We start from the raw sequence: 22274 nt of genomic DNA on the forward strand, positions 1-22274 counted from the left end.
GCCGCGGGGGGGGCGGTGGTCTCGTGCTCGCCCCCGCAACCCGCCGTTGTCGGCCACCGCTTTTCTTCCGCGGGGTGGGGGGGGGGCCCCCCCCGCGGGCTTCGGCATGCCAACGGAAAGCACCATGGACAATTCATCGCCCGTGACTCCGCCTCGAGGCGAGGCCTCGCCGTCGTCCGGACGAAGCCGGTCATCCGGCCGCGCCATAGCTGTCTTGGCGCTGCTGGCCGTCGTCGCCTACGCGACGGATCAGCTCACCAAGCTCTGGGTGACGAGCACCATGTTGGAAGGCGAGCGAATTCCCGTGCTTCCGCCACTTCTCCATTGGTACTACATCCGCAATTCCGGAGCAGCGTTCTCGATCGGCGAGAACGTGACGTGGGTCTTCACCATCGTGATGACCGTGGTGTCGGTGGCCATTCTGGTCTACGCCCGACGCGTCAGTTCGCTGGGGTGGGCCATAGCGCTCGGACTCGTGCTGGGCGGGGCCTTGGGCAATCTCACGGACCGGCTCTTCCGGGAGCCGTCGTTCGGCATGGGCCACGTGGTCGACTTCATCCAGCTGCCGAACTTCGCGATCTTCAACGTGGCCGATTCCGCGGTGGTCAGCGGCGTTGTCCTCATCTGTCTGCTCACGGTGCTCGGCATCGGCGCTGACGGCCGCCGGCATGGCGGGCGCAGTTCGTTGCGGGACGGCGGGGACAAGGGATCTGCAGGGTGACCGACCGGCATCCAGTCCCCGATGAGCTGGCTGGTTCCCGGGCGGACGCTGGGCTCGCGGCGCTGCTGGGTGTCTCGAGGTCGGCTGCCGCGCAGCTCCTGGCTGGGGGCCATGTCACGGTGCAGGGGAAGCCCGTGGCAAAGTCGGACCGACTCGCGCACGGCAGCGTCGTTGAAATCGATGCGCCCGAGCGGCGCGACCCGTTGGAAGTGGTGGTGGAGCACGTGGACGGCCTAGAGATTCTCCTCGACGATGAGGATTTCGTCGTGGTGGACAAGCCGGTCGGCGTCGCCGCTCATCCCTCCCCGGGCTGGGTAGGCCCCACGGTGGTGGGCGGCCTCGCCGCCGACGGCTTCCGCATCTCCACGTCCGGGGCCACGGAGCGCGCCGGCATCGTCCACCGCCTGGACGTGGGAACGTCTGGTGCCATGGTCGTGGCCAAGACCGAACACGCGTACACCGCGCTCAAGCGCGCCTTCAAGGAGCGGACGGTGGACAAGGTGTATCACGCCGTGGTCCAAGGCCTCCCTGATCCGCTCGAGGGAACGATCGATGCTCCCATCGGTCGCCACCCCGGCTACGACTGGCGCTTTGCCGTGGTCGAGGACGGCCGGCCTTCGGTGACCCATTACGAGGTGCTCGAGGCCTTCGGGCGCGCGAGCCTCGTGGAAATCCACCTCGAAACTGGGCGCACACACCAGATCCGGGTCCATTTCTCGGCCCTCCATCATCCCTGCGTGGGCGACCTCACCTACGGCGCCGATCCACGGCTCGCGGCGGAGCTGGGACTGACCCGCCAATGGCTCCACGCCCACCGGCTGGGCTTCGATCATCCTCGGAGCGGGGAATGGGTGCAGGTCACCAGTCCCTACCCGGCAGATCTGCAGTACGCGATCGACACGCTGCGCGGCGACCGGTGAGCGGTCCGCTCGGAGCCTAGACTGGACCGGTGAGTTCCAGCGGTTCGTTCGTCCACCTCCACAACCACACTGAGTACTCGATGCTCGACGGCGCTGCCCGCCTCGGCGATCTTTTCAGCCACGCGTCGGAACTCGGCATGAATGCCCTCGCAACGACAGACCACGGCTTCGTCTTCGGGGCGTTCGACTTCTGGAAGAAGGCGAACGACGCTGGCATCAAGCCGATCGTGGGGGTCGAGGCGTACCTGACGCCGGGCACGGCGCGGCGGGACAAGACCCGCGTGCGCTGGGGCGACGGAGGGCGGGATGATGTCTCCGGGGCCGGTGCCTACACTCACATGACCATGTGGGCCGAGAATACGCAAGGGATGCACAACCTCTTCCGGATGTCCTCCCTCGCGTCCCTCGAGGGCTATCTCTACAAGCCTCGCATGGACCGCGAACTCCTCCAGACCTACGGGAAAGGTCTCATCGCCACGACCGGCTGCCCTTCCGGGGAGGTGCAGACCAAGCTCCGGCTGGGCCTCTATAAGGAGGCCCGTGAGTCGGCCGCGGAGTTTCGGGACATCTTCGGCGCGGACAACTTCTTCTGCGAGATCATGGACCACGGGCTCGACATCGAGCGCGGCGTCCAGTCCGAGCTGATCAAGCTCGCGAAGGATCTCGGGCTCCCGCTAGTCGCCACGAACGACCTCCACTACACCCACGCCGAGGACGCGTCGAGCCACGCGGCGCTCCTGTGCGTGCAATCCGGCTCGACGCTCGCAGATCCGAAGCGCTTCAAGTTCGACGCCGACGAGTTCTACCTCAAGTCGCCTCAGGAGATGCGGGCCATCTTCAGCGATCATCCCGAAGCCTGCGACAACACGCTGCTCATCGCCGAGCGCTGCGCCGTCGAATGCAACACCAAGGCCAGCTATATGCCGCGTTTCCCCTGCCCTGAAGGGGAGAACGAGGAGTCGTGGTTCGTCCAGGAGGTCGAACGCGGCCTTCATTACCGCTTCCCCGGGGGCATCCCGGACGAGGTCCGCAAGCAGGCCGAATACGAGATCGGGATCATCACCCAGATGGGGTTCCCGGGCTACTTCCTGGTGGTCGCGGACTTCATCAACTGGGCCAAGGACAACGGGATCCGCGTCGGGCCGGGGCGTGGTTCGGGCGCCGGTTCGATGGCCGCCTACGCGATGCGCATCACCGACCTGAATCCGCTCGCCCACGGTCTGATCTTCGAGCGCTTCCTCAACCCGGATCGCGTCTCGATGCCTGACTTCGACGTCGACTTCGACGATCGCCGCCGTCCCGAGGTCATCAAATATGTGACCGAGAAGTACGGCGACGACCGCGTCGCGATGATCGTGACCTACGGCACGATCAAGGCCAAGCAGGCCCTGAAGGACTCCTCGCGGGTGCTCGGCTATCCGTTCTCCGTGGGGGAGCGGCTCACGAAGGCGATGCCGCCGGACGTCATGGGCAAGGGCATGCCGCTCGCGGACATCCACAATCCGGAGGCCAAGCGCTACGGCGAGGCGGAGGAGATGCGAGAGCTCCTGCGCTCGGACGCCGACGCTCAGCGCGTCTTCGAAACCGCGCTCGGACTTGAGGGCCTCAAGCGCCAGTGGGGAGTCCATGCGGCGGGCGTCATCATGTCCTCGCACCCGCTGATCGACATCATCCCGATCATGCGGCGTGAGCAGGATGGCCAGGTCATCACGCAGTTCGACTATCCGACCTGTGAGGGCCTCGGCCTGATCAAGATGGACTTCCTCGGGCTGAGGAACCTGACGATCATCACGGACGCCCTGGACAACATCAAGCTCAATCAGGGGATCGACCTCGACCTCGAGCGCCTTGAACTCGACGATGCCCCCTCCTACGAGCTCCTGGCCCGAGGTGACACGCTCGGCGTCTTCCAGCTCGATGGCGGTCCGATGAGGTCGCTGCTCAAGCTCATGCGCCCGGACAACTTCGAGGACATCTCGGCCGTGCTCGCCCTGTACCGTCCGGGCCCCATGGGGGCGAACGCGCACACGAACTATGCGCTGCGAAAGAACGGGCAGCAGGACATCACACCGATCCATCCTGAGCTTGCGGAGCCGCTCGAGGACATCCTGGGCGGGACCTACGGCCTGATCGTGTATCAGGAGCAGGTCATGGCCATCGCCCAGAAGCTCGCCGGCTACTCGCTCGGCCAGGCCGATATTCTGCGCCGCGCCATGGGCAAGAAGAAGAAGTCCGAGCTGGACAAGCAGTTCGAGGGCTTCTCGAACGGCATGCGCGAGCGCGGTTACTCCAACGAGGCGGTCAAGACCCTCTGGGATATCCTGCTGCCCTTCTCGGACTATGCGTTCAACAAGGCGCACTCGGCCGCCTACGGCGTCGTCTCGTACTGGACTGCCTACCTCAAGGCCCACTATCCCGCCGAATACATGGCGGCGCTCCTGACGTCGGTGGGCGACGACAAGGACAAGTGCGCCATGTACCTGAATGAGTGCCGCCGCATGGGCATCACCGTCCTCCCGCCGGATGTCAACGAGTCTGCCCTCAACTTCACCCCGGTGGGCAAGGATATCCGCTTCGGGATGGGGGCCATTCGCAACGTGGGCGCGAACGTGGTCCATTCGATGGTCGAGGCCCGCGAGGAGAAGGGGGCCTTCACGGGCTTCGGCGATTTCCTCCAGAAGGTGCCCGCCGTCGTCTGCAACAAGCGCACCATTGAATCGCTCATCAAAGCGGGCGCTTTCGACTCGCTCGGGCATCCCCGTCGTGCACTCGCCATGGTCCACGAGGAGGCGGTCGACGCCGTCATTGTGCTGAAGCGGAACGAGGCGGCGAACCAGTTCGACCTCTTCAGCGCGTTCGACGGCGACGGCGGCGGCGGCATGGCATCGGGCCTCGCCGTGGAGATCCCGGACCTGCCCGAGTGGGAGAAGAAAGATCGTCTCGCGTTCGAGCGAGACATGCTCGGGCTCTACGTCTCCGACCATCCCCTTCAAGGGCTCGAGGGCGTCCTCGAGGAGCATGCCGACCACGCGATCTCGCAGGTGATTTCCGACGACGGTCCCCAGGACGGCGCGATCGTCACCATCGCGGGCATGATCACTTCCCTCAGCCGACGGATCGCCAAATCGAGCGGGAACGCCTACGCCCGGGCAGAGATCGAGGACCTCGGCGCGTCGGTCGAGGTCATGTTCTTCGGCCAGGTCTACGGCCCCATCGCATCGATCCTCGCGGAGGATCTGATCGTCGTGGTCAAGGGCCGTCTCCAGCGACGGGACGACGGGGCCGTGGCCCTGAGCGCGATGGAGCTCAGTGTTCCCGACCTCAGCCAGGCAGGGACGGGGCCGGTCGTCATCTCGATGCCAACCCACAAGGCCACCGAGCGCATTGTGACTCGGCTGGGCGACGTGCTCCGCACGCACCCGGGCCAAAGCGAGGTGCAACTCCGGCTCCACGGAAGCCGCAGCGTCGAGGTCATGAAGCTCGGGGTGCACCTACGCGTCAACCCGAATCCCGCCCTGTTCGGGGACCTCAAGGTCCTCCTCGGCCCTGCGTGCCTCGATGCCTGACGCCGACGTCCGGGACCGCGCTCAGGTCAGGGCCCTCATCCCGTGGTTTGCGGCTCCCGCCGTCGCGGGCGTCCCGCTCGGCCTTCTCTGGTGGCTTGCCGCGCCGGGGGGCCGGCTCCAGGGTGACGGGTCGGATTACCACGCGTGGTTAGCGCGGGACCTCGTCTTCGCGGGCCTTGCCGCCTTCGCTGCGCTCGTCGTCGTGGTGTTCGTGGTCCGCGCCAACTCGCGGGGCGATTTCGCGCCGCGCCACCTCGCGGCGCTGATCGGCTCGGGAGTGGGCAGCGTGCTCATGTGGCTGACCGGCGTCGGGCTCGGGCAGGCATTCGGAACCTCGCGCACGGATCCCAGCGTCGACGGATCGGCGTTCGGTCTTCAGGCGCTCAGCGCGCTCGCCCTGTGGCCTGGCATTGTCGCCGTCGTCATCCTCGGGCTCATGACAATCTTCTGGTCGCCTCCGACGCGCCGTTGACCCTCTCCCGCACCCGTAAACTGGGTTGGTGACATCGCCTGCTACTGCCCTCGACTTCCGTACGATCGACCTCAGGGGCAGGAGTCTCAGCCTCGCGGATCTCCGCGCGGTCGTGCCGCGGCTGGAGGCCGAGCAGGGCTCCGCTGTCGAAGACGCTGTGCGCGGCATCATTGCGGATGTTCGTTCAGGCGGTTTTGCGGCCCTGTCGCTTCTGGCAGAGAAGTTCGACGGCGTCACCCAGCGTCACCCGCGCGTCCCCGCCGAGGCAATCTCCCAGGCGCTGGAATCTCTCAACCCGAGGGTCCGCGAGGCCCTCGAGGAGTCAATCCGCCGGGCGCGCCTGTTCGCGGAGGCCCAGAGGCCCGCCGATGTCACCGTCCACCCGGGCGACGGCGCCAAAGTCACCCAGCGCTGGGTGCCGGTTCGGCGCGTGGGCCTCTATGTGCCCGGTGGGCTCGCCGTCTATCCGTCGTCCGTGGTGATGAATGTGGTCCCCGCGCAGGCAGCGGGGGTCGGATCGATTGCGCTCGCCTCGCCGCCGCAGCACGACAACAACGGCCTCCCGCACCCTACGATCCTCGCCGCCGCCGCGCTGCTCGGCATCGACGAGGTCTACGCGATCGGGGGCGCCCAAGCCGTCGTTGCCTTCGCCTACGGCATCGCTGGGGGTGAGGACGGCGAGGGCCCACTCCCGGCCATTGAACCGGCCGATGTCGTGACCGGGCCTGGGAATATCTTCGTCGCCACCGCCAAGCGGCTGGTGAAGGGCGTGGTCGGGATCGATGCGGAAGCCGGGCCCACGGAGATCGCGATCCTCGCGGACGCCGGCGCCCGCCCCGAGCTCGTGGCGGCGGACCTCATCAGCCAGGCGGAGCACGACACACGCGCCGGCTCGGTGCTGGTCACCGACTCGCCAGAGCTCATCGACGCGGTGCGCGAGCGGCTGGGCGAGCAGGCCGAGCTCACGAAGCACCGGGAACGCGTGCTCACTGCCCTCTCGGGCCGCCAGTCGGGCGCGGTGCTCGTGGACGACATTGATGCCGGGATTGCGGTATGTGACGCGTACGCAGCAGAGCATCTCGAGATCATGACGGAGGACGCCGCCTCGGTGGCCGCGCGGGTCCGCAATGCCGGCGCCATCTTCGTTGGTGACTACAGCCCCGTCAGCCTCGGTGACTATACGGCCGGGTCGAACCACGTGCTGCCCACGAGCGGCACGGCCGCATTCTCCTCGGGGCTCAACGTCGCCACGTTCCTCAAGGCAGTGCAGATCATCGACTACAGCGAGGCGGCTCTGGACGCCGTCGCGCAGCATATCCGCAGCCTGTCCGACGCCGAGGACCTTCCGGCGCACGGGGACGCGGTCGAGCGCCGGTTCGTGGAGCGGGCCGTCGAATCCCCTCACTAGGAATCCCACGGATAGTAGCGGCGACCACTACATCTTGTGGTCGTCGCTTGTTGTCGCTGCAGTGGCCCCCTAGAATTGAGGGATGTACTGCCCGTTCTGCCGCAATCCCGACTCTCGCGTAGTCGATAGCCGAATTCAGGACGACGGCTCGGCCATCCGCCGGCGGCGGCAGTGCCCGCAGTGCGGCCGCCGCTTCACCACGATTGAGACGACGAGCCTGACCGTCGTCAAGAGGTCCGGGGTGGGAGAGCCCTTCAGCCGGACAAAAGTCATCAACGGTGTGCGGAAGGCCTGCCAGGGGCGTCCCGTGACGGAGGATGACCTCGCGCTGCTCGCGCAGGAAGTCGAGGAGACCGTGCGCTCAAGCGGGGCCGCGGAGATTCAGGCACACGAGGTGGGCCTTGCGATACTGGGACCGCTGCGCAAGCTCGACCATGTCGCGTACCTGCGGTTCGCGAGCGTCTACCAGTCGTTCGAATCCCTTGAGGACTTCGAGGCCGCCATCGCACTGCTGCGTTCCGAGCGCGCGGAGACCGCCGCGGCAGAGTAGAGGGGCAGAGCAGAGGGGCCCGGCCTATGCCGCGGGCCCCTCTGCTCTGTGTTACTTGTCTGTGTTACTTGGTGAGCTTTTTGCTACTTCGTGAGCTTGTGGTGGATCGCCACCTGCAGCGCAGCGCCCACGATCCCCGCCTCGTTCTTGAGCTCGGCCGGAATGATCGGCGTCCGCAGCTTGAGGAGCGGAAGGTATTCGTCCGCGCGCTTCGAAATGCCGCCCCCGACAATGAACAGCTCGGGGGAGAAGAGGAATTCGACGTGCGAGAAGTAGCGCTGGAGTCGCAGGCTGTAGTCTTCCCAGCCGATGCCGTCCCGCTCGCGGGCAACGGCGGAGGCCTTCGTCTCGGCATCGAAGCCATCGATCTCGAGGTGTCCGAGTTCGGCGTTCGGGACAAGCTGCCCGTCGAAGACGAACGCGGAGCCAATACCGGTGCCCAGCGTGATGACGAGCACCGTGCCGTCCACGCCCTTGCCGGCGCCGTAGCGCACCTCGGCGAGGCCAGCGGCGTCGGCGTCGTTGATCACCTCGACGGGGCGGCCCAGATGCTCGGTGAAGTACTCATTGATACCGAAATCGATCCACGACTTGTCGACATTGGCGGCCGAGCGGGCGACACCGTGCTGGATGATGCCTGGGAACGTGACCCCGACGGGGCTCTCGCGGTCCGGGGCATCGGCCCTGGCGGTGAGCTCCTCGACGATCTTGGCCACGACGTCGGCCACGGGCTCGGGGGCGGCCGGACGAGGCGTGTCGATGCGGACCCGATCGCCGACGAGCTTGCCCTTCTTGAGGTCGACGATGCCGCCCTTGATCCCGGTCCCGCCGATATCGACCCCGATCACATATCTGGACTTCTTCTTGTCGCTTTTGGACATGCGTTCGCCTCTCGGGTCGCTTGTGGGGAAGGGGGTGGGCCGGTCAGGGGACCGTCAGAACCTCGGCGCCGTTCTCGGTGACGACGAGGGTGTGCTCGAACTGGGCCGTCCGCTTGCGGTCACGGGTGATGACGGTCCAGCCGTCGTCCCACATGTCCCACTGGACCGTGCCGAGGGTAAGCATCGGCTCGATCGTGAAGACCATCCCCGGCTCCATCACTCGGCGGTAGGCCGGTGCGGCGTCGTAGTGCGGGATGATCAGCCCGGAGTGGAACGCCTCGCCCACGCCGTGGCCCGTGAAGTCGCGCACGACCCCGTACCCGAATCGCTTCGCGTACGACTCGATGGCGCGTCCGATCACATTGATCTCGCGGCCCGGGGCGACGGCCTTGATGGCCCTGCGGAGGGACTCCTGCGTCCGCTCCACAAGCAGCCTCGACTCGTCGTCCACATTCCCCACGAGGAACGTGTAGTTGGTGTCGCCATGGACACCATCCTTGAAGGCGGTGATGTCGATGTTGATGATGTCCCCATCCTCGAGCACCGTCGAGTCGGGGATGCCGTGGCAGATGACCTCGTTGATCGAGGTGCAGATCGACTTCGAGAAGCCGCGGTACCCGAGCGTCGACGGGTAGGCGCCGTGGGAGACCACGTAGTCGTGGCCGATTCGATCGAGCTCGTCCGTCGTGACGCCCGGGCGGATGTGCTTGCCGACCTCGACGATCGCCTGAGCCGCAATCTTCCCGGCCGCCCGGATCCGATCGACCTGCTCCGGCGTGTAGACGTCGTTGCCCTCGTACTTCTCCGGCCCATCCTTTCCCACATAGCTCGGCCGGGCGATGGATTCCGGGACCTTGCGCAGGGGAGAGACAGTCCCAGGCACGAGTGTGCCCACGGGTGCCGCGGGTAACGGAGAAGGCATAGGCTGAGTGTACTCGTGCGGGAAGGAGGGCGAGCGGCATGACGCAGTATTGGTATAACGTCCGCACCCATCAGGTCGAAGAGGACGCGATGAGCGACTGGACTCAGCTCATCGGGCCTTACCCGACCCGGGAGGAAGCGGAGCAGGCGCTCGAGAAGGTCAAAGAGCGCAACAAGTCGTGGGACCCGAACGACACGGACGGGGACGGCTGGGCCGACCACGACTAGGGCCGTACTAGAAGCTGTGCTCGGGGCCGGGGAAGGCCCCTGAGCGGACGTCGTCGCCATAACGGCGTGCGGCGTCGAGGAGCGTGCCCCTGAGGTCGGCGTACTGCTTGACGAACTTGGCGATTCTGGTGCCTTCGCCGCCGCGCAGTCCAGCCATGTCCTGCCACACGAGCACTTGGCCGGTAGTCGATGCCCCGGCGCCGATGCCGATGGTGGGCACGTCTAAGGCCGCGTCGACTGCGGCAGCAGTCTCGGCGGGCACCATTTCCATGAGGACGCAGAAGGCCCCGGCCGCCTCGAGCGCCTTGGCATCCTCGATCAGGCGAGCGGCGTCGTCGCCCCTTCCCTGGACGCGGTAGCCGCCCAGGGCGTGCTCGCTCTGCGGGGTGAAGCCGATGTGGGCCATGACGGGGATGCCCGCCTGCACCATGGCGCGGACCGTGTCCGCGTAGAACGCGCCGCCCTCCATCTTGACGGCGTGGGCCAGGCCTTCCTTGAGGAACCGAACCCCGGTTTCGACCCCTTGGGCCGGGGAGACCTCGTAGCTGCCGAACGGGAGGTCGGCGACCACGAGCGCTCGGCGTGCGGAGCGGGCCACGGCGCGGCACAGCGGGAGGAGTTCGTCGACTGTGACGGGGAGGCTCGTCTCGTGCCCGAAGACGTTGTTGGCCGCCGAGTCGCCCACGAGGAGGACGTCGATGCCGGCTTCGTCGAAGATCTGGGCGGCGTATTGGTCGTACGCCGTCAGCATGGCGAAGTGTTCGCCGCGCTGCTTCGCCGCGGCGAGGTGATGGGTGCGCACCCGCCCTGCTGGGCTGGCCGGAACCGCGTGTGCTCGGGCCTGCTGAGGGCCGCTTCCGTAGGGCGCGGGAGACTCGTCAGAAGAGGTGGGGACCATACCGACGAGACTAGTCCAAGCTGAGTAGAGTGGGGGAAGCGTAGGGCCCGTGACCGTAAGGAAGACTTCCCCATGAACCGTCAGCAGGAATTCGTGCTCCGGACCATCGAGGAGCGCGACGTCCGCTTCGTCCGTCTGTGGTTCACAGATGTCGTTGGCTCGCTCAAGTCCGTGGCCCTTGCCCCTGCCGAGGTCGAGGGTGCCTTCGATGAAGGCCTGGGCTTCGACGGGTCATCGATCGAAGGCCTAGCGCGGGTCTCGGAGTCGGACATGCTGCTGCAGCCGGATCCCTCGACCTTTCAGATCCTTCCCTGGCGCGGCGAGACGGAGCCCACGTCGCGGATGTTCTGCGACATCCTGACTCCCGACGGCGAGCCCTCCCCAGCGGACCCGCGCAACGTGCTCAAGCGGACGCTGGCCAAAGCCGCGGAGCTGGGTTTCACGTGCTACACCCATCCGGAGATCGAGTTCTACCTACTCGAATCCGACCGCCTCGGCCCGACGGGGGCGCCCGTTCCGATCGACCAGGGCGGCTACTTCGACCACGTCCCCGGCGGCGTCGCGCAGGATTTCCGGCGCACGGTGGTCAACATGCTGGAGTCGGTCGGGATTTCGGTCGAGTTCAGCCACCATGAGGGCGGCCCCGGCCAGAACGAGATCGACCTCCGCTATGCAGACGCGCTCCAGACAGCGGACAACATCATGACGTTCCGCACGGTCGTGAAGGAGGTGGCGATCCAGCAGGGGGCCTACGCGACCTTCATGCCGAAGCCGTTCACCGACTTTCCGGGCAGCGGCATGCACACTCACTTCTCCCTGTTCGAGGGGGACACGAACGCCTTCCACGAGCCGGGCGCGGAGTTCCAGCTCTCCAAGACGGCGCGCCATTTCATCGCGGGCCTCCTCAAGCACGCGAACGAGTTCACGGCGGTCACGAACCAGTTCGTGAACTCGTACAAGCGGCTCTGGGGCGGGGGAGAGGCGCCGAGCTACCTCAGCTGGGGCCACAACAACCGCTCGGCTCTGGTCCGGGTCCCGCTCTACAAGCCCGGAAAGGGGCAGTCGGCCCGGGTCGAATACCGAGGCATCGATTCCGCGACCAACCCGTATCTCTCCTACGCAGTTCTCCTCGGTGCCGGGCTCAAGGGCATCGAGGAGGAGTACGAGCTTCCGCCGGCCGCCGAGGACGACATCTCGTCGCTCACGTCAGCCGAGCGAAGGGTCTTGGGTCATTCGCCGCTTCCGTCCAGCCTCTACGACGCGATCGGCATGATGGAGGACTCTGAGCTCATGGCAGAGATCCTGGGCGAGCAGGTGTTCGAGTACTTCCTGCGCAACAAGCGTCAGGAATGGAACGAGTACCGCCTCGAAGTAACGCCCTACGAGCTGCACCGCAATCTCGGCATCCTGTAGCCGGGAACCAGGCAGACCGTCATGGCCCCCAGCCTCACCCGTCGGCTTATAGCGCTCGGATCGTCGGACCCTGAACGGGCCGAACGGTTCCTGGGGGCTCCGGAGCTCGCTGGGATCGATGAGGACATCCTTCTGGAGGGACTGTCCGTTGCGCCTGACCCCGACGGTGCGATCACCGCGCTCGTGCGGCTGCTCAGCCGGGATCCCGGGCTCCGGGACGTCGTGGAAGCTGGGCTTCCCAGGAGCGAGCCCTTGTTCCGGCTCCTCGGGGCCTCGGAGGCGCTCGCGGATTTCCTCATTCGGCGGCCCGAGCACCTCGACGTGTTCGACCAGACTCCCTCCGCCGAGCCGCTAGGAGCGGAGCCCGCGATGCTGCGGGCGTCGCTCCTGCGTGCCGTGGGGGCGGATCCGGCGGCGAGGCACCCGGTTGCCGCGCGGACGGGCAGCGAGGCCTATGAAGCGCTGCGGGTGCGCTACCGACGGCACTTGTGTGAGCTTGCCATCCGCGATCTGGGCGCGGCTTCTCCGCTCGACTTCCTTCCTACGGCCGCTGCAGAGCTTGCGGATCTCGCCTCCGCCGCGCTTGAGGCGGGGCTCGCCGTCGCCCGCGCCGAAGCCTCGGCGGCCTTCGGCGCGGAGGCGGTCAACGCCGTCGTCCTCAGCGTGATCGGCATGGGCAAGTGCGGCGCGAGGGAACTGAACTATATCTCCGACGTCGATGTCGTCTACGTAGTCGACGGCGATGGCGGCGCGGCGGATGACACCGAGGCCGTCCGGATCGGCACCGTCCTTGCCACGGGCCTCACGCGCGCCGTCTCCGGCACCGCGCGCGAGCCGGCGCTATGGCAGGTGGACGCGAACCTCCGCCCCGAAGGCAAGGACGGGCCCCTGGTCCGCACCTTGGATTCACACCTCGCCTACTACGACCGCTGGGCCCAGAGTTGGGAGTTCCAAGCCCTCCTCAAGGCTCGCTGGATTGCGGGCGACGGCGAACTCGGCCGCCGCTATGAGGCCTCCGTCGCGCCGCTCGTCTGGGCCTCCGCTGGTCGGGAGGGCTTCGTCGAGTCCGTTCAGGCGATGCGCCGGCGCGTGACTGAGCACATCCCCGCCGCGGAGGCCGATCGCCAGATCAAGCTCGGCGTCGGCGGGCTCCGGGACGTCGAGTTCACGGTCCAGCTGCTCCAGCTGGTCCACGGCCGGACCGACGAGACGCTCAGGGTCCGGGACACGACGTCAGCAATCGCGGCTCTGGCGGCTGGCGGCTACATCGGCAGGAATGCGGCCGCGGAGTTCGACGTCTCGTACCGGCGCCTGAGGCTCCTCGAGCATCGCATCCAGCTTTCGCACCTGAGGCGAACCCATCTCATGCCCGTCAAGGAGGATGCGCTGCGGGCTCTGGCACGCGCCGTCCAAGGCGTGATGGACTCCTCGAAGGCGTCGCCTGAGTCTCTGCTCGAGTCATGGCATCGGACCAAGCGGAGCGTGCGCGAACTGCACCAGCGGATCTTCTACCGCCCCCTCCTCAACTCCGTGGCGAACCTCAGCCCCGAAGAGGCGACCCTGTCGCCGGAAGCCGCCCAAGGCCGTCTTGCCGCGTTGGGCTACCGGGACCCGAAGGGCGCGATGCGCCACATCGAGGCGCTGACGGCAGGGGTGAGCCGCAGGGCCGCGCTCCAGCGGCAGCTCCTCCCCGTCCTCCTCGACTGGCTCGCCCAGGGAGTTGATCCGGATGGCGGGCTGCTCGCGTTCCGGCGCGTGAGCGAGGCACTCGGCACGACCCACTGGTACCTGGGCATGCTGCGGGATTCCGCCGCCGCGGCTGAGCGTCTGTGCCACATCCTCTCGAACTCCCGGCTCATGGCAGATCTGCTCGAGGTTTCCCCCGAGTCCGTCGCGTGGCTGGGCCACGAGAGGGATCTGGTGCCGGTTCCGCTCGAGGCCCAGTGGCAGGAGATCCAGTCCAAGATCTCGCGGCACGAGGAGTCGACAGCACGGATGCGTCTTGTCCGCCTCATCCGGCGCAGGGAGATCCTCCGCGTCGCCATCGCGGACAGCGCTGGCCTTCTTGACCAGGACTCCGTGGGGCGCGCCCTGGCGGACGCGGATCAGGCCGCCGTGCTGGGTGCGCTTCGAGTCGCCGAGGACCACGCGAAGGCCTCGGGTCCGCTCCTCACGCGCGTGCTCGTCGTCGCCATGGGCAGGCAGGGTGGCCGCGAGATCGGCTATGGCTCGGACGCCGACGTCATGTATGTGCACCGAGCGCTCCCTGACGCGGATCCCGGTGCGGCCCAGAAGCAGGCCAAGGAGATCGTGACCACCCTGTCCGGCCTGCTCACCCAGCCCCTCAAGCCCGCGGTGCTCGCCGAGCGAGTCCTCCAACTCGACGCTGACCTCCGCCCGGAGGGCAAATCGGGTCCGCTCGTGCGTTCGCTCGAGTCCTTCGCCGAGTACTACCGGCGGTGGGCCCTGGTGTGGGAGTGGCAGGCCCTTCTCCGGGCCCGTCCGATGGCGGGCGACGAAGGGCTGGCGGCGGATTTCATGGAGCTAGTCGACTCGGTGCGCTACCCCGAGGAACTGTCGCAAGCTGACATCCGGGAGATCAGGCGGATCAAGGCCCGCGTTGAGGCAGAGCGTCTGCCGCGCGGCGCTGATCCCTCGAGACACCTCAAACTGGGGCGCGGAGGGCTCAGCGATGTCGAGTGGCTGGTGCAATTCCTCCAGCTGCAGCACGCGGCGCGGCACCCTGAGCTGAGGACGACCTCGACACTGGGCGCGCTCGACGCCGCCGCGGGACTCGGTCTCATCCCGGACGGGGAGGCCGCCCTCCTCGCGGATGCTTGGCGGCTCGCGAGCCGGATCCGCAGCGCCAACGTCATCTGGACAGGCCGGGCGTCCGACATGCTGCCGGCGTCCCGCCGGGATCTTGAGGCGGTGGCGCGATGGTGTGGATACGCTCCCGGCCAAGCCTCTGCCCTCGAGGAGCGCTACCTGCAGCTCACGCGGCGCACCCGCCACGTGTTCGAGGAGAGATTCTACGCGAATGGTTCGTGAGGGCCGCCTGGTCCCGAGAGAAGGAGGCCAGAGATGGCAGAGATGATCAGCGTTGAAGCGGCGGCCGACCTCGAGCTCGATCGGGCCAGGGTGAGCCCTCACGGTCGGAGTGCGCGGGCGCTCCTGCACGACGGCCGGCTCCGCCACACGCTCATCGCCCTCCTGGACGGCCAGGCCCTCGGCGACCACCCGAAGCCTGAAGCGGCGACCCTCCACGTGCTTTCCGGAACGATGATCGTCAGGGCAGACGAAGGCGAAACGCGGGTCGAGACGGGGCAACTCGTGGCGCTTCCCGGCCCGCGTCACGACGTGACCGCGGTCGGCGAGTCAGTGGCAATCCTGACGACGATAGCGGGTTGACTCCCATCTGGGACTTTCGGCCCTGTCACGTCCGTGGCAACGTAGGGCATGCTGTGATGCACCTGCGTCCCTCCGGGACAAGTCTGGATTCGATGAAGAGTCTGAGCCGAAGGAGAAACTGTACGGAATGCGCCATGATCCTGCTCGACGAGTCCCAACCCCCAACCATGGCAACCGGCAGGAGACGGAGTTCCCCAGCCGCCTGCACCAGGAATGGCAGCTCGACGCACTGCGCCGAGCGGGCCTCAGCGAAGAGGAAGCAAGAGCCCAGCTCAACCGCCTAGCAGCCGGGGACGTCTGGGGAGGCTGAACACAGAAACCCGCCCGGACCCCTCTCAGGAGGAAGGTCCGGGCGGACCGGTGTCGGTACCACCACGACCCCCCAACAACGAACGGCGCTAAGCTTCAGGCCAGAGCGGGTAGTCCCACTCGCAACGAGGCAGTGACCTTCTGCGGGGATGGCGGTGTCCGATGACGGGAACCGAGCGGGGCGCTCCGGCGCGGGGAGCTCCACGGGCTGAGAGCATCCGATGGATCGCCGTGGCCCTCATGGCGCTGACACTGATCGTTGCCGACTTCTATGCGGCCCAGGCGTTCGCGTTCTTCGGGTCGCCGGTTCTGACGCTGGCGGCAGTGCTGTGCGGAGCCGTGCTGGCGGGCGGCTTGGCTTTGGCGCTTGTTCGGCTCGCCAGAGGCCGGAAGGCCGGGGGAGCCGCCGCAGCTACCTCGGATCCCGGGAGACGCTTCTTGTGGGTCGCCTTCGTCTCGTTCCTCGCGGTCGTGGCCTTGGCTGGGGCCGTGCAGCGCGGGTCTTCGATGGCACAGCTGGACCATCGGATCCTCGAGCTGGTGCCCCCGACCCGGACGCGGGGAGAGAGCGCTTTCTTCCACGCCGTCGCGGCCGCAGGCGACTTCTCTGTTGCGCTCGGGACGACGGCCTCCTTCGCCGTTGTCGCCAAGATGAGAGGCCGCACCTTTCTGGCCGCCGGGGCGTTGGCCGCGTTCATGGGCGAGGAAGGACTCGTGTTCATCCTCCAGCAGTGGGTGGGACGCCCGCGTCCCGCGCTCGGGGTCCTCGCCACAGGACCTGACACGGGGAGCTTCCCCAGCGCCTTCACCGTCCGCGCAGTGATCGTCTTCGGCCTCGCGGCGTTTTCAGTCTTCAGGTTCACTCGGTCGCGCCTCGTCCGGGCGGGGGCGGTCTTGGCGTGTCTGGGCGTGGTTCTGCTCGTCGGCCTCAGCCGGATCTATCTGGGAGCCGAGTACCCCACTGACGTCGCTGGTGGGTCCCTGGTGGGCAGCGGCCTCCTGGCGTTGATCCTGGCTGCGCTGAGCCTCAGAGGCCGGCGCCGGCTCTCGAGTATCAAGGGGTGGGTCAATGCACGGGTCCTCGTTGGAGCGCCGGCTTTGGCCCTTGTCGCCGCCGCGGCGGTTGCACCCCTTCAGGTCCAGCCTGATGCTACGGGGGAGAGTCGGGCCCTCCAGACTCTGTCAGCTGTGGACGAAACGAGCCTCTCGGAACTGCCTCGCCGCAGTGAGGGCTTCGACGGGGCACCACAGCTTCCGCTCAACCTGATCTTCGTCGGAACACGGGAGCAGATTGTCGATGCCTTCAAGTCCCACGGCTGGACCAGGCCAGATGCGGCCACCGCAGCTCACACCGTGCATGTTCTCGCCGCAGCGCTCCTGGGTGGGGAGTATTTCAATGCCCCGCTTTCACCGTCCTTCGTCGCGGCGCAGCCCGAGAGCCTCGCCTTCGAGATGCCCACCGTCGCTGGAACCCTCGATCGCCGCCACGTTGTCCGGGTGTGGGCCACAGATTACCTCGCAGATGGAGGCCGCAGCGTATGGGTTGCCAGTGCGTCCTTCCAAGATGCGGTGACCTTCAATGGTCCGCTCGGCGTGGCGGCCACTCGCAGCGAAGCTGTCCCCGACGCAGAACGCGACTACGTCACGGCCACTCTCGGCTACCATCCTCATCTGATCAGCCTGGTGCCCGCCGGTCCGGCTCCAAGCGGCACGGTGAGTGATGGAAAGGTCCAGTTGATCGGCCTCAGATAGCGCACAAAAGAGTCCGCACGGGCGGCCGTCCCGTCGGGATTGGCCGCTCGTGCGGACTCGGTGCAGACTAGGGGCGTTTCTGCCCGGCGTTTCCGTTACACGCCGAAGTAGAGTTCGAACTCGTAAGGGTTCGGGCGGAGCGAGAGGGGAGCGATCTCCTTCTCACGCTTGTAGGCGATCCACGTGTCGATCAGGTCCTGCGTGAAGACCCCGCCGGCCTGAAGGAACTCGTTGTCCGCTTCGAGAGCCTCGAGAGCCTCGTCGAGGGAACCCGGCGCCTTCGGGATGTCCTTGGCCTCTTCGGCAGGGAGCTCGTAGAGGTCCTTGTCGATGGGGGCGGGAGGCTCGATGCGGTTGCGGATGCCGTCGATGCCGGCCATGAGCTGGGCGGCAAAAGCGAGGTACGGGTTCGACGAGGGGTCCGGAGCGCGGAACTCGATGCGCTTGGCCTTCGGGTTGGTGCCGGTGATCGGGATGCGGATTCCGGCGGAACGGTTGCCCTGCGAGTACACCATGTTGACCGGTGCCTCGAAGCCCTTCACGAGGCGCTTGTACGAGTTGACGGTCGGGTTGGTGAACGCGAGTACTGCCGAGGCGTGCTTGAGCAGACCACCGATGTACCAGCGGGCGAGGTCGGAAAGGCTGCCGTAGCCCTTCTCGTCGTAGAAGAGGGGCTCACCGCCATTCCACAGCGACTGGTGGCAGTGCATGCCCGAGCCGTTGTCGCCGAAGATGGGCTTCGGCATGAAGGTGACCGACTTGCCCCACTCAGTCGCGGTGTTCTTGATCACGTACTTGAACTTCTGCAGGTCATCTGCAGCCTGCACGAGGGTCGAGAACTTGTAGTTGATCTCGGCCTGGCCCGCGGCGCCGACCCCGTGGTGCGAGCGCTCGACCTCAAGGCCGACCGCGTCGAGGTTGAGGACCATTGCATCACGCAGATCGGCCTGGTGGTCAACGGGGGAGACGGGGAAGTAGCCGCCCTTGAAGGGGGTCTTGTTGGCGAGGTTGCCGCCCTCTTCCTCGCGGCCCGAGTTCCACGGGGCCTCGATGGAGTCGACCTTGTAGAAGGAGGCCTGGGGGGAGGACTCGAACTGGACGTTGTCGAAGACGTAGAACTCCGCCTCGGGAGCGAAGAATGCCGTGTCCGCGATGCCGGTGGAGGCGAGGTAGGCCTCGGCGCGCTCGGCAACTCCTCGCGGATCGCGGTGGTAAGGCTCGCCCGTGCGCGGGTTCACGATGGAGAAGTTGAGGGCCAGCGTCTTCTCGACCCGGAAGGGATCGACGTAGGCGGTGGTCACGTCCGGGATGAGCTGCATGTCGGACTCGGCGATGCCCTGGAAGCCGCGGATGGACGAGCCGTCGAAGAGCTGCCCATTGACGAAGAAGTCCTCGTCCACCGTCTTGGCGGGGACGTTGAAGTGCTGCTGGACGCCGGGGAGGTCGGTGAAGCGGATGTCAACGAACTTGACATCCTCGTCCTTGATGAACGCGAGGACTTCCTCCGCAGACTTGAACATCTGTTCTCCTTACAGATCGGGATGGCACGCACCGGCACGAACGGGGGCGCAGGCGTGATCGCCGCGCGGACGGCACCGTGCTGCAACTGGACCTAGCCTACGAACGCGGCGTTACTCGACAGTGTCCGGATTGTTTCGGCGAGGTTACATCGACGCCGCCAGTTGCCCACCCTACGGGGGTCCGGGACGGAGCCGCAACGCCGGGGTGACATGCGCCGCCAACTAGACTGTAGCGGTGATCGATCGCAGAGACATCGGCTCGTGGATCAGCGGGCCACCGACCGAGCCGGGCCATTACCCTGGAAAGGGACTGGGCCTCCCGCGCATGGGCTCCGGCTCGATCGCGCGGCCGGGCCGCCGCATCGTGGCCCTCTGCATCGACTGGATCGCGTGCCTGCTCATCTCGACCGCGTTCTTCCACGGCAATTCCTTCGCGACACTTTCGATCTTCGCGGCCGAGCAGATGGCCCTCGTGGGCACTGTCGGCTACGGCCTCGGACACCGGCTCTTGGGGCTGCGGGTAGAGCGACTCGGGGGCGGACCCGTTGGGATCCCCGCGGCGATCATCCGTGCGCTGCTTCTGTGCCTGGTCATTCCGGCAGTCGTCTTCGACCCCGACCAGAGGGGACTTCACGACAAGGCTGCAAGGACGGTCCTCCTGCGCCGATGACATTTCCAGGCTCAGAAGGCTGAGGGCTCGGACGAAGCGTCCGAGCCCTCAGCCTTCTATGGGGTTCAGCGCCCGCGCATGGCGCGCCGGTCGGGGCGGATGCGCGTGGGGTCGATGCCCTTGGGAATGGGGAGGCGGGGGCCAAGCGACGCGAGACGCTTGCTGATGGCCTGCACCTCGACCTTCGTGAGTTCCGGCTTCAGCTTCTGGAGCTTTTTGGCTACCTTGTCGAGCGGCGTCTGCCCGTCGCCGCGGCCGCTCTCGATCACGTGGATGGGGACGTTCGGCAGAATACGGGCCAGTCGCTTCCGCTCGCCGTCCACGAGGGCGCGCACCCTGTTGCTGGGGCCTTCCGAGACGAGCACGACGCCGGGGCGCCCAATGGCCCGGAAGACCACGTCCTGCGTGCGGGGATTGACAGCGACAGGCTGTTCCTCGACGATCCACCCGCGGCGCAGGGTGCTGAGGGCGGCTCCTGCGGCCCCCGGCTGCCCTTCGATCTGCGAGAACGCGGCGCGCTCGGCCCTCCGGCTGAGGATCAGGACAGCGCCGAGAACACCGAGCAGGATTCCCACGATGAGGCCGGTGATCCAATTGTCGAGCAGAAGGCCCACCACGAGACCGAGGGCGACGACGACGAGGAACACCAGTGCCATGAGCCAGACCACGTTCGGGTCGGCCCGACGGGTCATCTGGAAGACCTGGAGCATTTGCTGGAAGCTGTTCGGCTTCTTCGCCTTCTTCGGAGTGCCGTCCGAGGGCGAGGTGGAAGGGTTCTTGGCCATAGTCCTCCCATTCTAAGTGAAGCGCCGCCCGCCCAGAGGTGCTGGGCGGGCGGCGCTTGAACATGATGGAGGAAGCCGGTGGCGCTTCAGCTCCCCTGAGCGGCCAGAAGCGATGCGGCCTCCTGGCGGGTGGTTCCCGAGGATTCGATGTGGGCCAGCTGGGCTGGGATGTCCCAGCCCTTCTTGCGCATCGCCGTCGCCCACAGACGACCGGCGCGGTAGGAGGAGCGCACGAGCGGCCCGCTCATGACGCCCAGGAACCCGATCTCCTCGGCCTCCTGCGAGAGTTCGAGGAACTCTTGGGGCTTGACCCAGCGGTCCACGGGGTGGTGCCGCTCGGAGGGGCGCAGGTACTGGGTGATCGTCAGCAGGTCGCAGCCGGCCTCGTGGAGGTCGCGCATGGCCTGAGAGACCTCCTCGCGCGTCTCGCCCATGCCGAGGATGAGGTTGGACTTGGTGACCATGCCCTGGTCCCGGCCCCGGGTGATGACGTCGAGGGAGCGCTCATAGCGGAATGCGGGGCGGATCCGTTTGAAGATGCGCGGCACGGTCTCGACGTTGTGGGCGAAGACCTCGGGCTTGGCCTCGCAGATCGCGGTGATGTGCTCGGGTTTGCCGGAGAAGTCCGGTATCAGGATTTCGACGCCGGTGCCGGGGTTGAGCTCGTGGATCTTGCGGATGGTCTCCGCGTAGAGCCAGGTCCCCTCGTCCTCGAGATCGTCGCGGGCGACGCCGGTGACGGTCGCGTACCGCAGCCCCATGGACTGGACTGAGCGGGCAACCTTGGTGGGCTCGAAGCGGTCCAGGGGTGAGGGTTTGCCCGTGTCGATCTGGCAGAAGTCGCATCGACGGGTGCACTCGGAGCCGCCGATGAGGAAGGTGGCTTCCTTGTCTTCCCAGCACTCGAAGATGTTGGGGCAGCCGGCCTCCTCGCACACGGTGTGGAGGCCTTCCTTCTTCACCTGGTTCTTGAGCTGGATGACCTCGGGTCCCAGGTGGACCTTGGCCTTGAGCCACTCGGGCGTGCGCTCTACGGGCGTCTCGGCATTGCGCTGTTCGATGCGCAGCAGCCGGCGCCCCTCGGGTGCGAGCGTCACAGCAGTGCTCCTTCGGTCTCGGAAGGGGAGGCCAGCGGGCTGTCGGCGACGAAGGCGTCGGCGCGGCGGCCCAGTTCCTCGGTGATGCGGTCGATGATGTCGAGTGGGCCGATTTCCCTGCCAGCCTCGGCGGAGATCGTGGTGGTTCCCGCGTCAGTGATGCCGCACGCGATGATCTGTTCGTACGGATCAAGGCTGTTGCTGCAGTTGATGGCGAAGCCGTGGCCGGTGATGCCCTCATGAATGCTGATGCCGATGGCCGCGATCTTGCGGTCTCCGCCCCGTTCGTCTGCACGCACCCACACGCCAGAACGCCCGTCGACGTGCTCGGCCTTGATCCCGTATTCGGAGATCACGGTGATCATGACGTCTTCGAGCAGCTCCACGTAGGCGCGGACGCCCCGCGGTTCCTTGAGCCGCACGATGGGGTAGCCGACGAGCTGGCCTGGGCCGTGCCAGGTGAGCTTGCCTCCGCGGTCTACTGGGACGACGGGGGTTCCGTCGAGGGGCCGCTCGTGATCTTCGGTCCGCTTGCCTGCCGTGTAGACGGGTGAGTGCTCGAGCAGGAGGACGGTGCTGGGTGCCGTGCCTGCTGCCACCTCGTCGTGGAGCTGCCGCTGTGCCGCGAGTCCCGCGGTGTAGTCGACGTAGTCAGGCGCGAACCCCAGCCGGGTGAACGCAAGAGTCATGCCGACCAGCTTAGACCCAGAGGGTACAGGGGCCGCCATGAGCTGACTCACAACCGTCCTGGC

The 22274-nt window shown here is 66.9% G+C and carries 19 protein-coding genes; 12 read left to right on the plus strand and 7 right to left on the minus strand.

Going from position 1 to position 22274, the window contains the following annotated elements; translation table 11 throughout:
- The first annotated feature begins 124 nt into the window (after positions 1 to 124).
- The 6 genes from lspA to nrdR all read left to right on the plus strand — a co-directional run bounded on the left by lspA (position 125) and on the right by nrdR (position 7637).
- Complete coding sequence (lspA, locus tag ACTHL9_RS18535) at positions 125 to 721, plus strand: signal peptidase II (RefSeq protein ID WP_440520735.1); 597 nt, start codon at positions 125 to 127, stop codon at positions 719 to 721.
- Positions 718 to 1641 (plus strand): RluA family pseudouridine synthase, encoded by a 924-nt coding sequence (locus ACTHL9_RS18540; protein ID WP_440520736.1) that lies wholly within the window; start codon positions 718 to 720, stop codon positions 1639 to 1641. Before lspA ends, ACTHL9_RS18540 begins: the two co-directional genes overlap by 4 nt.
- 29 nt (positions 1642 to 1670) lie before the next feature.
- The gene (gene dnaE, locus ACTHL9_RS18545) at positions 1671 to 5207 is read left to right on the plus strand and encodes a DNA polymerase III subunit alpha (protein WP_440520737.1); all 3537 of its coding nucleotides are present in this window, start codon (positions 1671 to 1673) and stop codon (positions 5205 to 5207) included.
- Positions 5200 to 5679, plus strand: a complete 480-nt coding sequence (locus ACTHL9_RS18550; RefSeq protein ID WP_440520738.1) for a hypothetical protein — start codon at positions 5200 to 5202, stop codon at positions 5677 to 5679. Before dnaE ends, ACTHL9_RS18550 begins: the two co-directional genes overlap by 8 nt.
- A gap of 25 nt (positions 5680 to 5704) precedes the next feature.
- Positions 5705 to 7087, plus strand: coding sequence for a histidinol dehydrogenase (gene hisD / locus ACTHL9_RS18555; RefSeq protein WP_440520739.1), 1383 nt, complete (start codon positions 5705 to 5707; stop codon positions 7085 to 7087).
- An 82-nt stretch (positions 7088 to 7169) separates the two neighbouring features.
- A complete protein-coding gene (gene nrdR, locus ACTHL9_RS18560; RefSeq protein WP_138413840.1) occupies positions 7170 to 7637 on the plus strand; it encodes a transcriptional regulator NrdR in 468 nt (155 codons plus the stop codon).
- An 83-nt stretch (positions 7638 to 7720) separates the two neighbouring features.
- Here the strand turns inward: nrdR and ppgK are convergent, their stop codons facing one another.
- Complete coding sequence (gene ppgK, locus ACTHL9_RS18565) at positions 7721 to 8518, minus strand: polyphosphate--glucose phosphotransferase (protein WP_440520740.1); 798 nt, start codon at positions 8516 to 8518, stop codon at positions 7721 to 7723.
- A 43-nt stretch (positions 8519 to 8561) separates the two neighbouring features.
- Entirely contained in the window at positions 8562 to 9440 is an 879-nt protein-coding gene (gene map, locus ACTHL9_RS18570; protein WP_440520741.1) for a type I methionyl aminopeptidase, read from the minus strand.
- A gap of 38 nt (positions 9441 to 9478) precedes the next feature.
- Here map and ACTHL9_RS18575 point away from each other — a divergent pair, with 38 nt between their 5' ends.
- Positions 9479 to 9667 carry an SPOR domain-containing protein gene (locus ACTHL9_RS18575; protein WP_440520742.1) on the plus strand — a complete coding sequence of 63 codons (189 nt, stop codon included), beginning with the start codon at positions 9479 to 9481 and terminating at the stop codon, positions 9665 to 9667.
- Between the two features lie 7 nt (positions 9668 to 9674).
- Here ACTHL9_RS18575 and panB read toward each other — a convergent pair whose 3' ends face one another.
- Positions 9675 to 10565 (minus strand): 3-methyl-2-oxobutanoate hydroxymethyltransferase, encoded by an 891-nt coding sequence (gene panB, locus ACTHL9_RS18580; protein ID WP_440520743.1) that lies wholly within the window; start codon positions 10563 to 10565, stop codon positions 9675 to 9677.
- A 72-nt stretch (positions 10566 to 10637) separates the two neighbouring features.
- Here panB and glnA (ACTHL9_RS18585) point away from each other — a divergent pair, with 72 nt between their 5' ends.
- The 4 genes from glnA (ACTHL9_RS18585) to ACTHL9_RS18600 all read left to right on the plus strand — a co-directional run bounded on the left by glnA (ACTHL9_RS18585) (position 10638) and on the right by ACTHL9_RS18600 (position 17450).
- Positions 10638 to 11978 carry a type I glutamate--ammonia ligase gene (gene glnA, locus ACTHL9_RS18585; RefSeq protein WP_440520744.1) on the plus strand — a complete coding sequence of 447 codons (1341 nt, stop codon included), beginning with the start codon at positions 10638 to 10640 and terminating at the stop codon, positions 11976 to 11978.
- Positions 11979 to 11999: 21 nt separating this feature from the next.
- Entirely contained in the window at positions 12000 to 15029 is a 3030-nt protein-coding gene (locus ACTHL9_RS18590) for a bifunctional [glutamine synthetase] adenylyltransferase/[glutamine synthetase]-adenylyl-L-tyrosine phosphorylase (protein ID WP_440520745.1), read from the plus strand.
- Positions 15030 to 15062: 33 nt separating this feature from the next.
- Entirely contained in the window at positions 15063 to 15389 is a 327-nt protein-coding gene (locus ACTHL9_RS18595; RefSeq protein WP_440520746.1) for a cupin, read from the plus strand.
- 471 nt (positions 15390 to 15860) lie between these two features.
- Entirely contained in the window at positions 15861 to 17450 is a 1590-nt protein-coding gene (locus ACTHL9_RS18600) for an LssY C-terminal domain-containing protein (protein WP_440520747.1), read from the plus strand.
- Positions 17451 to 17545: 95 nt separating this feature from the next.
- Here the strand turns inward: ACTHL9_RS18600 and glnA (ACTHL9_RS18605) are convergent, their stop codons facing one another.
- Positions 17546 to 18970: a type I glutamate--ammonia ligase gene (gene glnA, locus ACTHL9_RS18605; RefSeq protein WP_440520748.1), complete on the minus strand. Its 1425-nt coding sequence runs from the start codon at positions 18968 to 18970 to the stop codon at positions 17546 to 17548.
- 235 nt (positions 18971 to 19205) lie between these two features.
- Here glnA (ACTHL9_RS18605) and ACTHL9_RS18610 point away from each other — a divergent pair, with 235 nt between their 5' ends.
- Positions 19206 to 19640, plus strand: coding sequence for an RDD family protein (locus ACTHL9_RS18610; protein ID WP_440520749.1), 435 nt, complete (start codon positions 19206 to 19208; stop codon positions 19638 to 19640).
- Between the two features lie 65 nt (positions 19641 to 19705).
- On the opposite strand, the gene ACTHL9_RS18615 is transcribed toward ACTHL9_RS18610, so the two are convergent.
- From ACTHL9_RS18615 to lipB, 3 genes are all read right to left on the minus strand, one after another.
- Positions 19706 to 20425: a DUF4191 domain-containing protein gene (locus ACTHL9_RS18615; RefSeq protein WP_440520750.1), complete on the minus strand. Its 720-nt coding sequence runs from the start codon at positions 20423 to 20425 to the stop codon at positions 19706 to 19708.
- An 86-nt stretch (positions 20426 to 20511) separates the two neighbouring features.
- Entirely contained in the window at positions 20512 to 21522 is a 1011-nt protein-coding gene (gene lipA / locus ACTHL9_RS18620) for a lipoyl synthase (protein ID WP_440520751.1), read from the minus strand.
- Positions 21519 to 22211 (minus strand): lipoyl(octanoyl) transferase LipB, encoded by a 693-nt coding sequence (gene lipB, locus ACTHL9_RS18625; RefSeq protein ID WP_440520752.1) that lies wholly within the window; start codon positions 22209 to 22211, stop codon positions 21519 to 21521. The genes lipA and lipB overlap by 4 nt, the downstream gene beginning before the upstream one ends.
- Positions 22212 to 22274 lie beyond the last annotated feature (63 nt).

Origin of the sequence: Sinomonas sp., from assembly GCF_051955515.1 — a bacterium.
In the GTDB taxonomy this organism is placed as follows: Bacteria; Actinomycetota; Actinomycetes; order Actinomycetales; family Micrococcaceae; genus Sinomonas.

What these genes read in the sequence shown, in the direction of transcription:
- ACTHL9_RS18615 (WP_440520750.1), bottom strand. Translation starts at nt 20,425, where the DNA reads ATGGCCAAGAACCCTTCCACCTCGCCCTCGGACGGCACTCCGAAGAAG.
- ACTHL9_RS18575 (WP_440520742.1), top strand. Translation starts at nt 9,479, where the DNA reads ATGACGCAGTATTGGTATAACGTCCGCACCCATCAGGTCGAAGAGGAC.
- glnA (WP_440520744.1), top strand. Translation starts at nt 10,638, where the DNA reads ATGAACCGTCAGCAGGAATTCGTGCTCCGGACCATCGAGGAGCGCGAC.
- glnA (WP_440520748.1), bottom strand. Translation starts at nt 18,970, where the DNA reads ATGTTCAAGTCTGCGGAGGAAGTCCTCGCGTTCATCAAGGACGAGGAT.
- panB (WP_440520743.1), bottom strand. Translation starts at nt 10,565, where the DNA reads ATGGTCCCCACCTCTTCTGACGAGTCTCCCGCGCCCTACGGAAGCGGC.
- ppgK (WP_440520740.1), bottom strand. Translation starts at nt 8,518, where the DNA reads ATGTCCAAAAGCGACAAGAAGAAGTCCAGATATGTGATCGGGGTCGAT.
- ACTHL9_RS18590 (WP_440520745.1), top strand. Translation starts at nt 12,000, where the DNA reads ATGGCCCCCAGCCTCACCCGTCGGCTTATAGCGCTCGGATCGTCGGAC.
- ACTHL9_RS18550 (WP_440520738.1), top strand. Translation starts at nt 5,200, where the DNA reads ATGCCTGACGCCGACGTCCGGGACCGCGCTCAGGTCAGGGCCCTCATC.
- lipB (WP_440520752.1), bottom strand. Translation starts at nt 22,211, where the DNA reads ATGACTCTTGCGTTCACCCGGCTGGGGTTCGCGCCTGACTACGTCGAC.
- lspA (WP_440520735.1), top strand. Translation starts at nt 125, where the DNA reads ATGGACAATTCATCGCCCGTGACTCCGCCTCGAGGCGAGGCCTCGCCG.
- ACTHL9_RS18600 (WP_440520747.1), top strand. Translation starts at nt 15,861, where the DNA reads ATGACGGGAACCGAGCGGGGCGCTCCGGCGCGGGGAGCTCCACGGGCT.
- ACTHL9_RS18595 (WP_440520746.1), top strand. Translation starts at nt 15,063, where the DNA reads ATGGCAGAGATGATCAGCGTTGAAGCGGCGGCCGACCTCGAGCTCGAT.
- map (WP_440520741.1), bottom strand. Translation starts at nt 9,440, where the DNA reads ATGCCTTCTCCGTTACCCGCGGCACCCGTGGGCACACTCGTGCCTGGG.
- nrdR (WP_138413840.1), top strand. Translation starts at nt 7,170, where the DNA reads ATGTACTGCCCGTTCTGCCGCAATCCCGACTCTCGCGTAGTCGATAGC.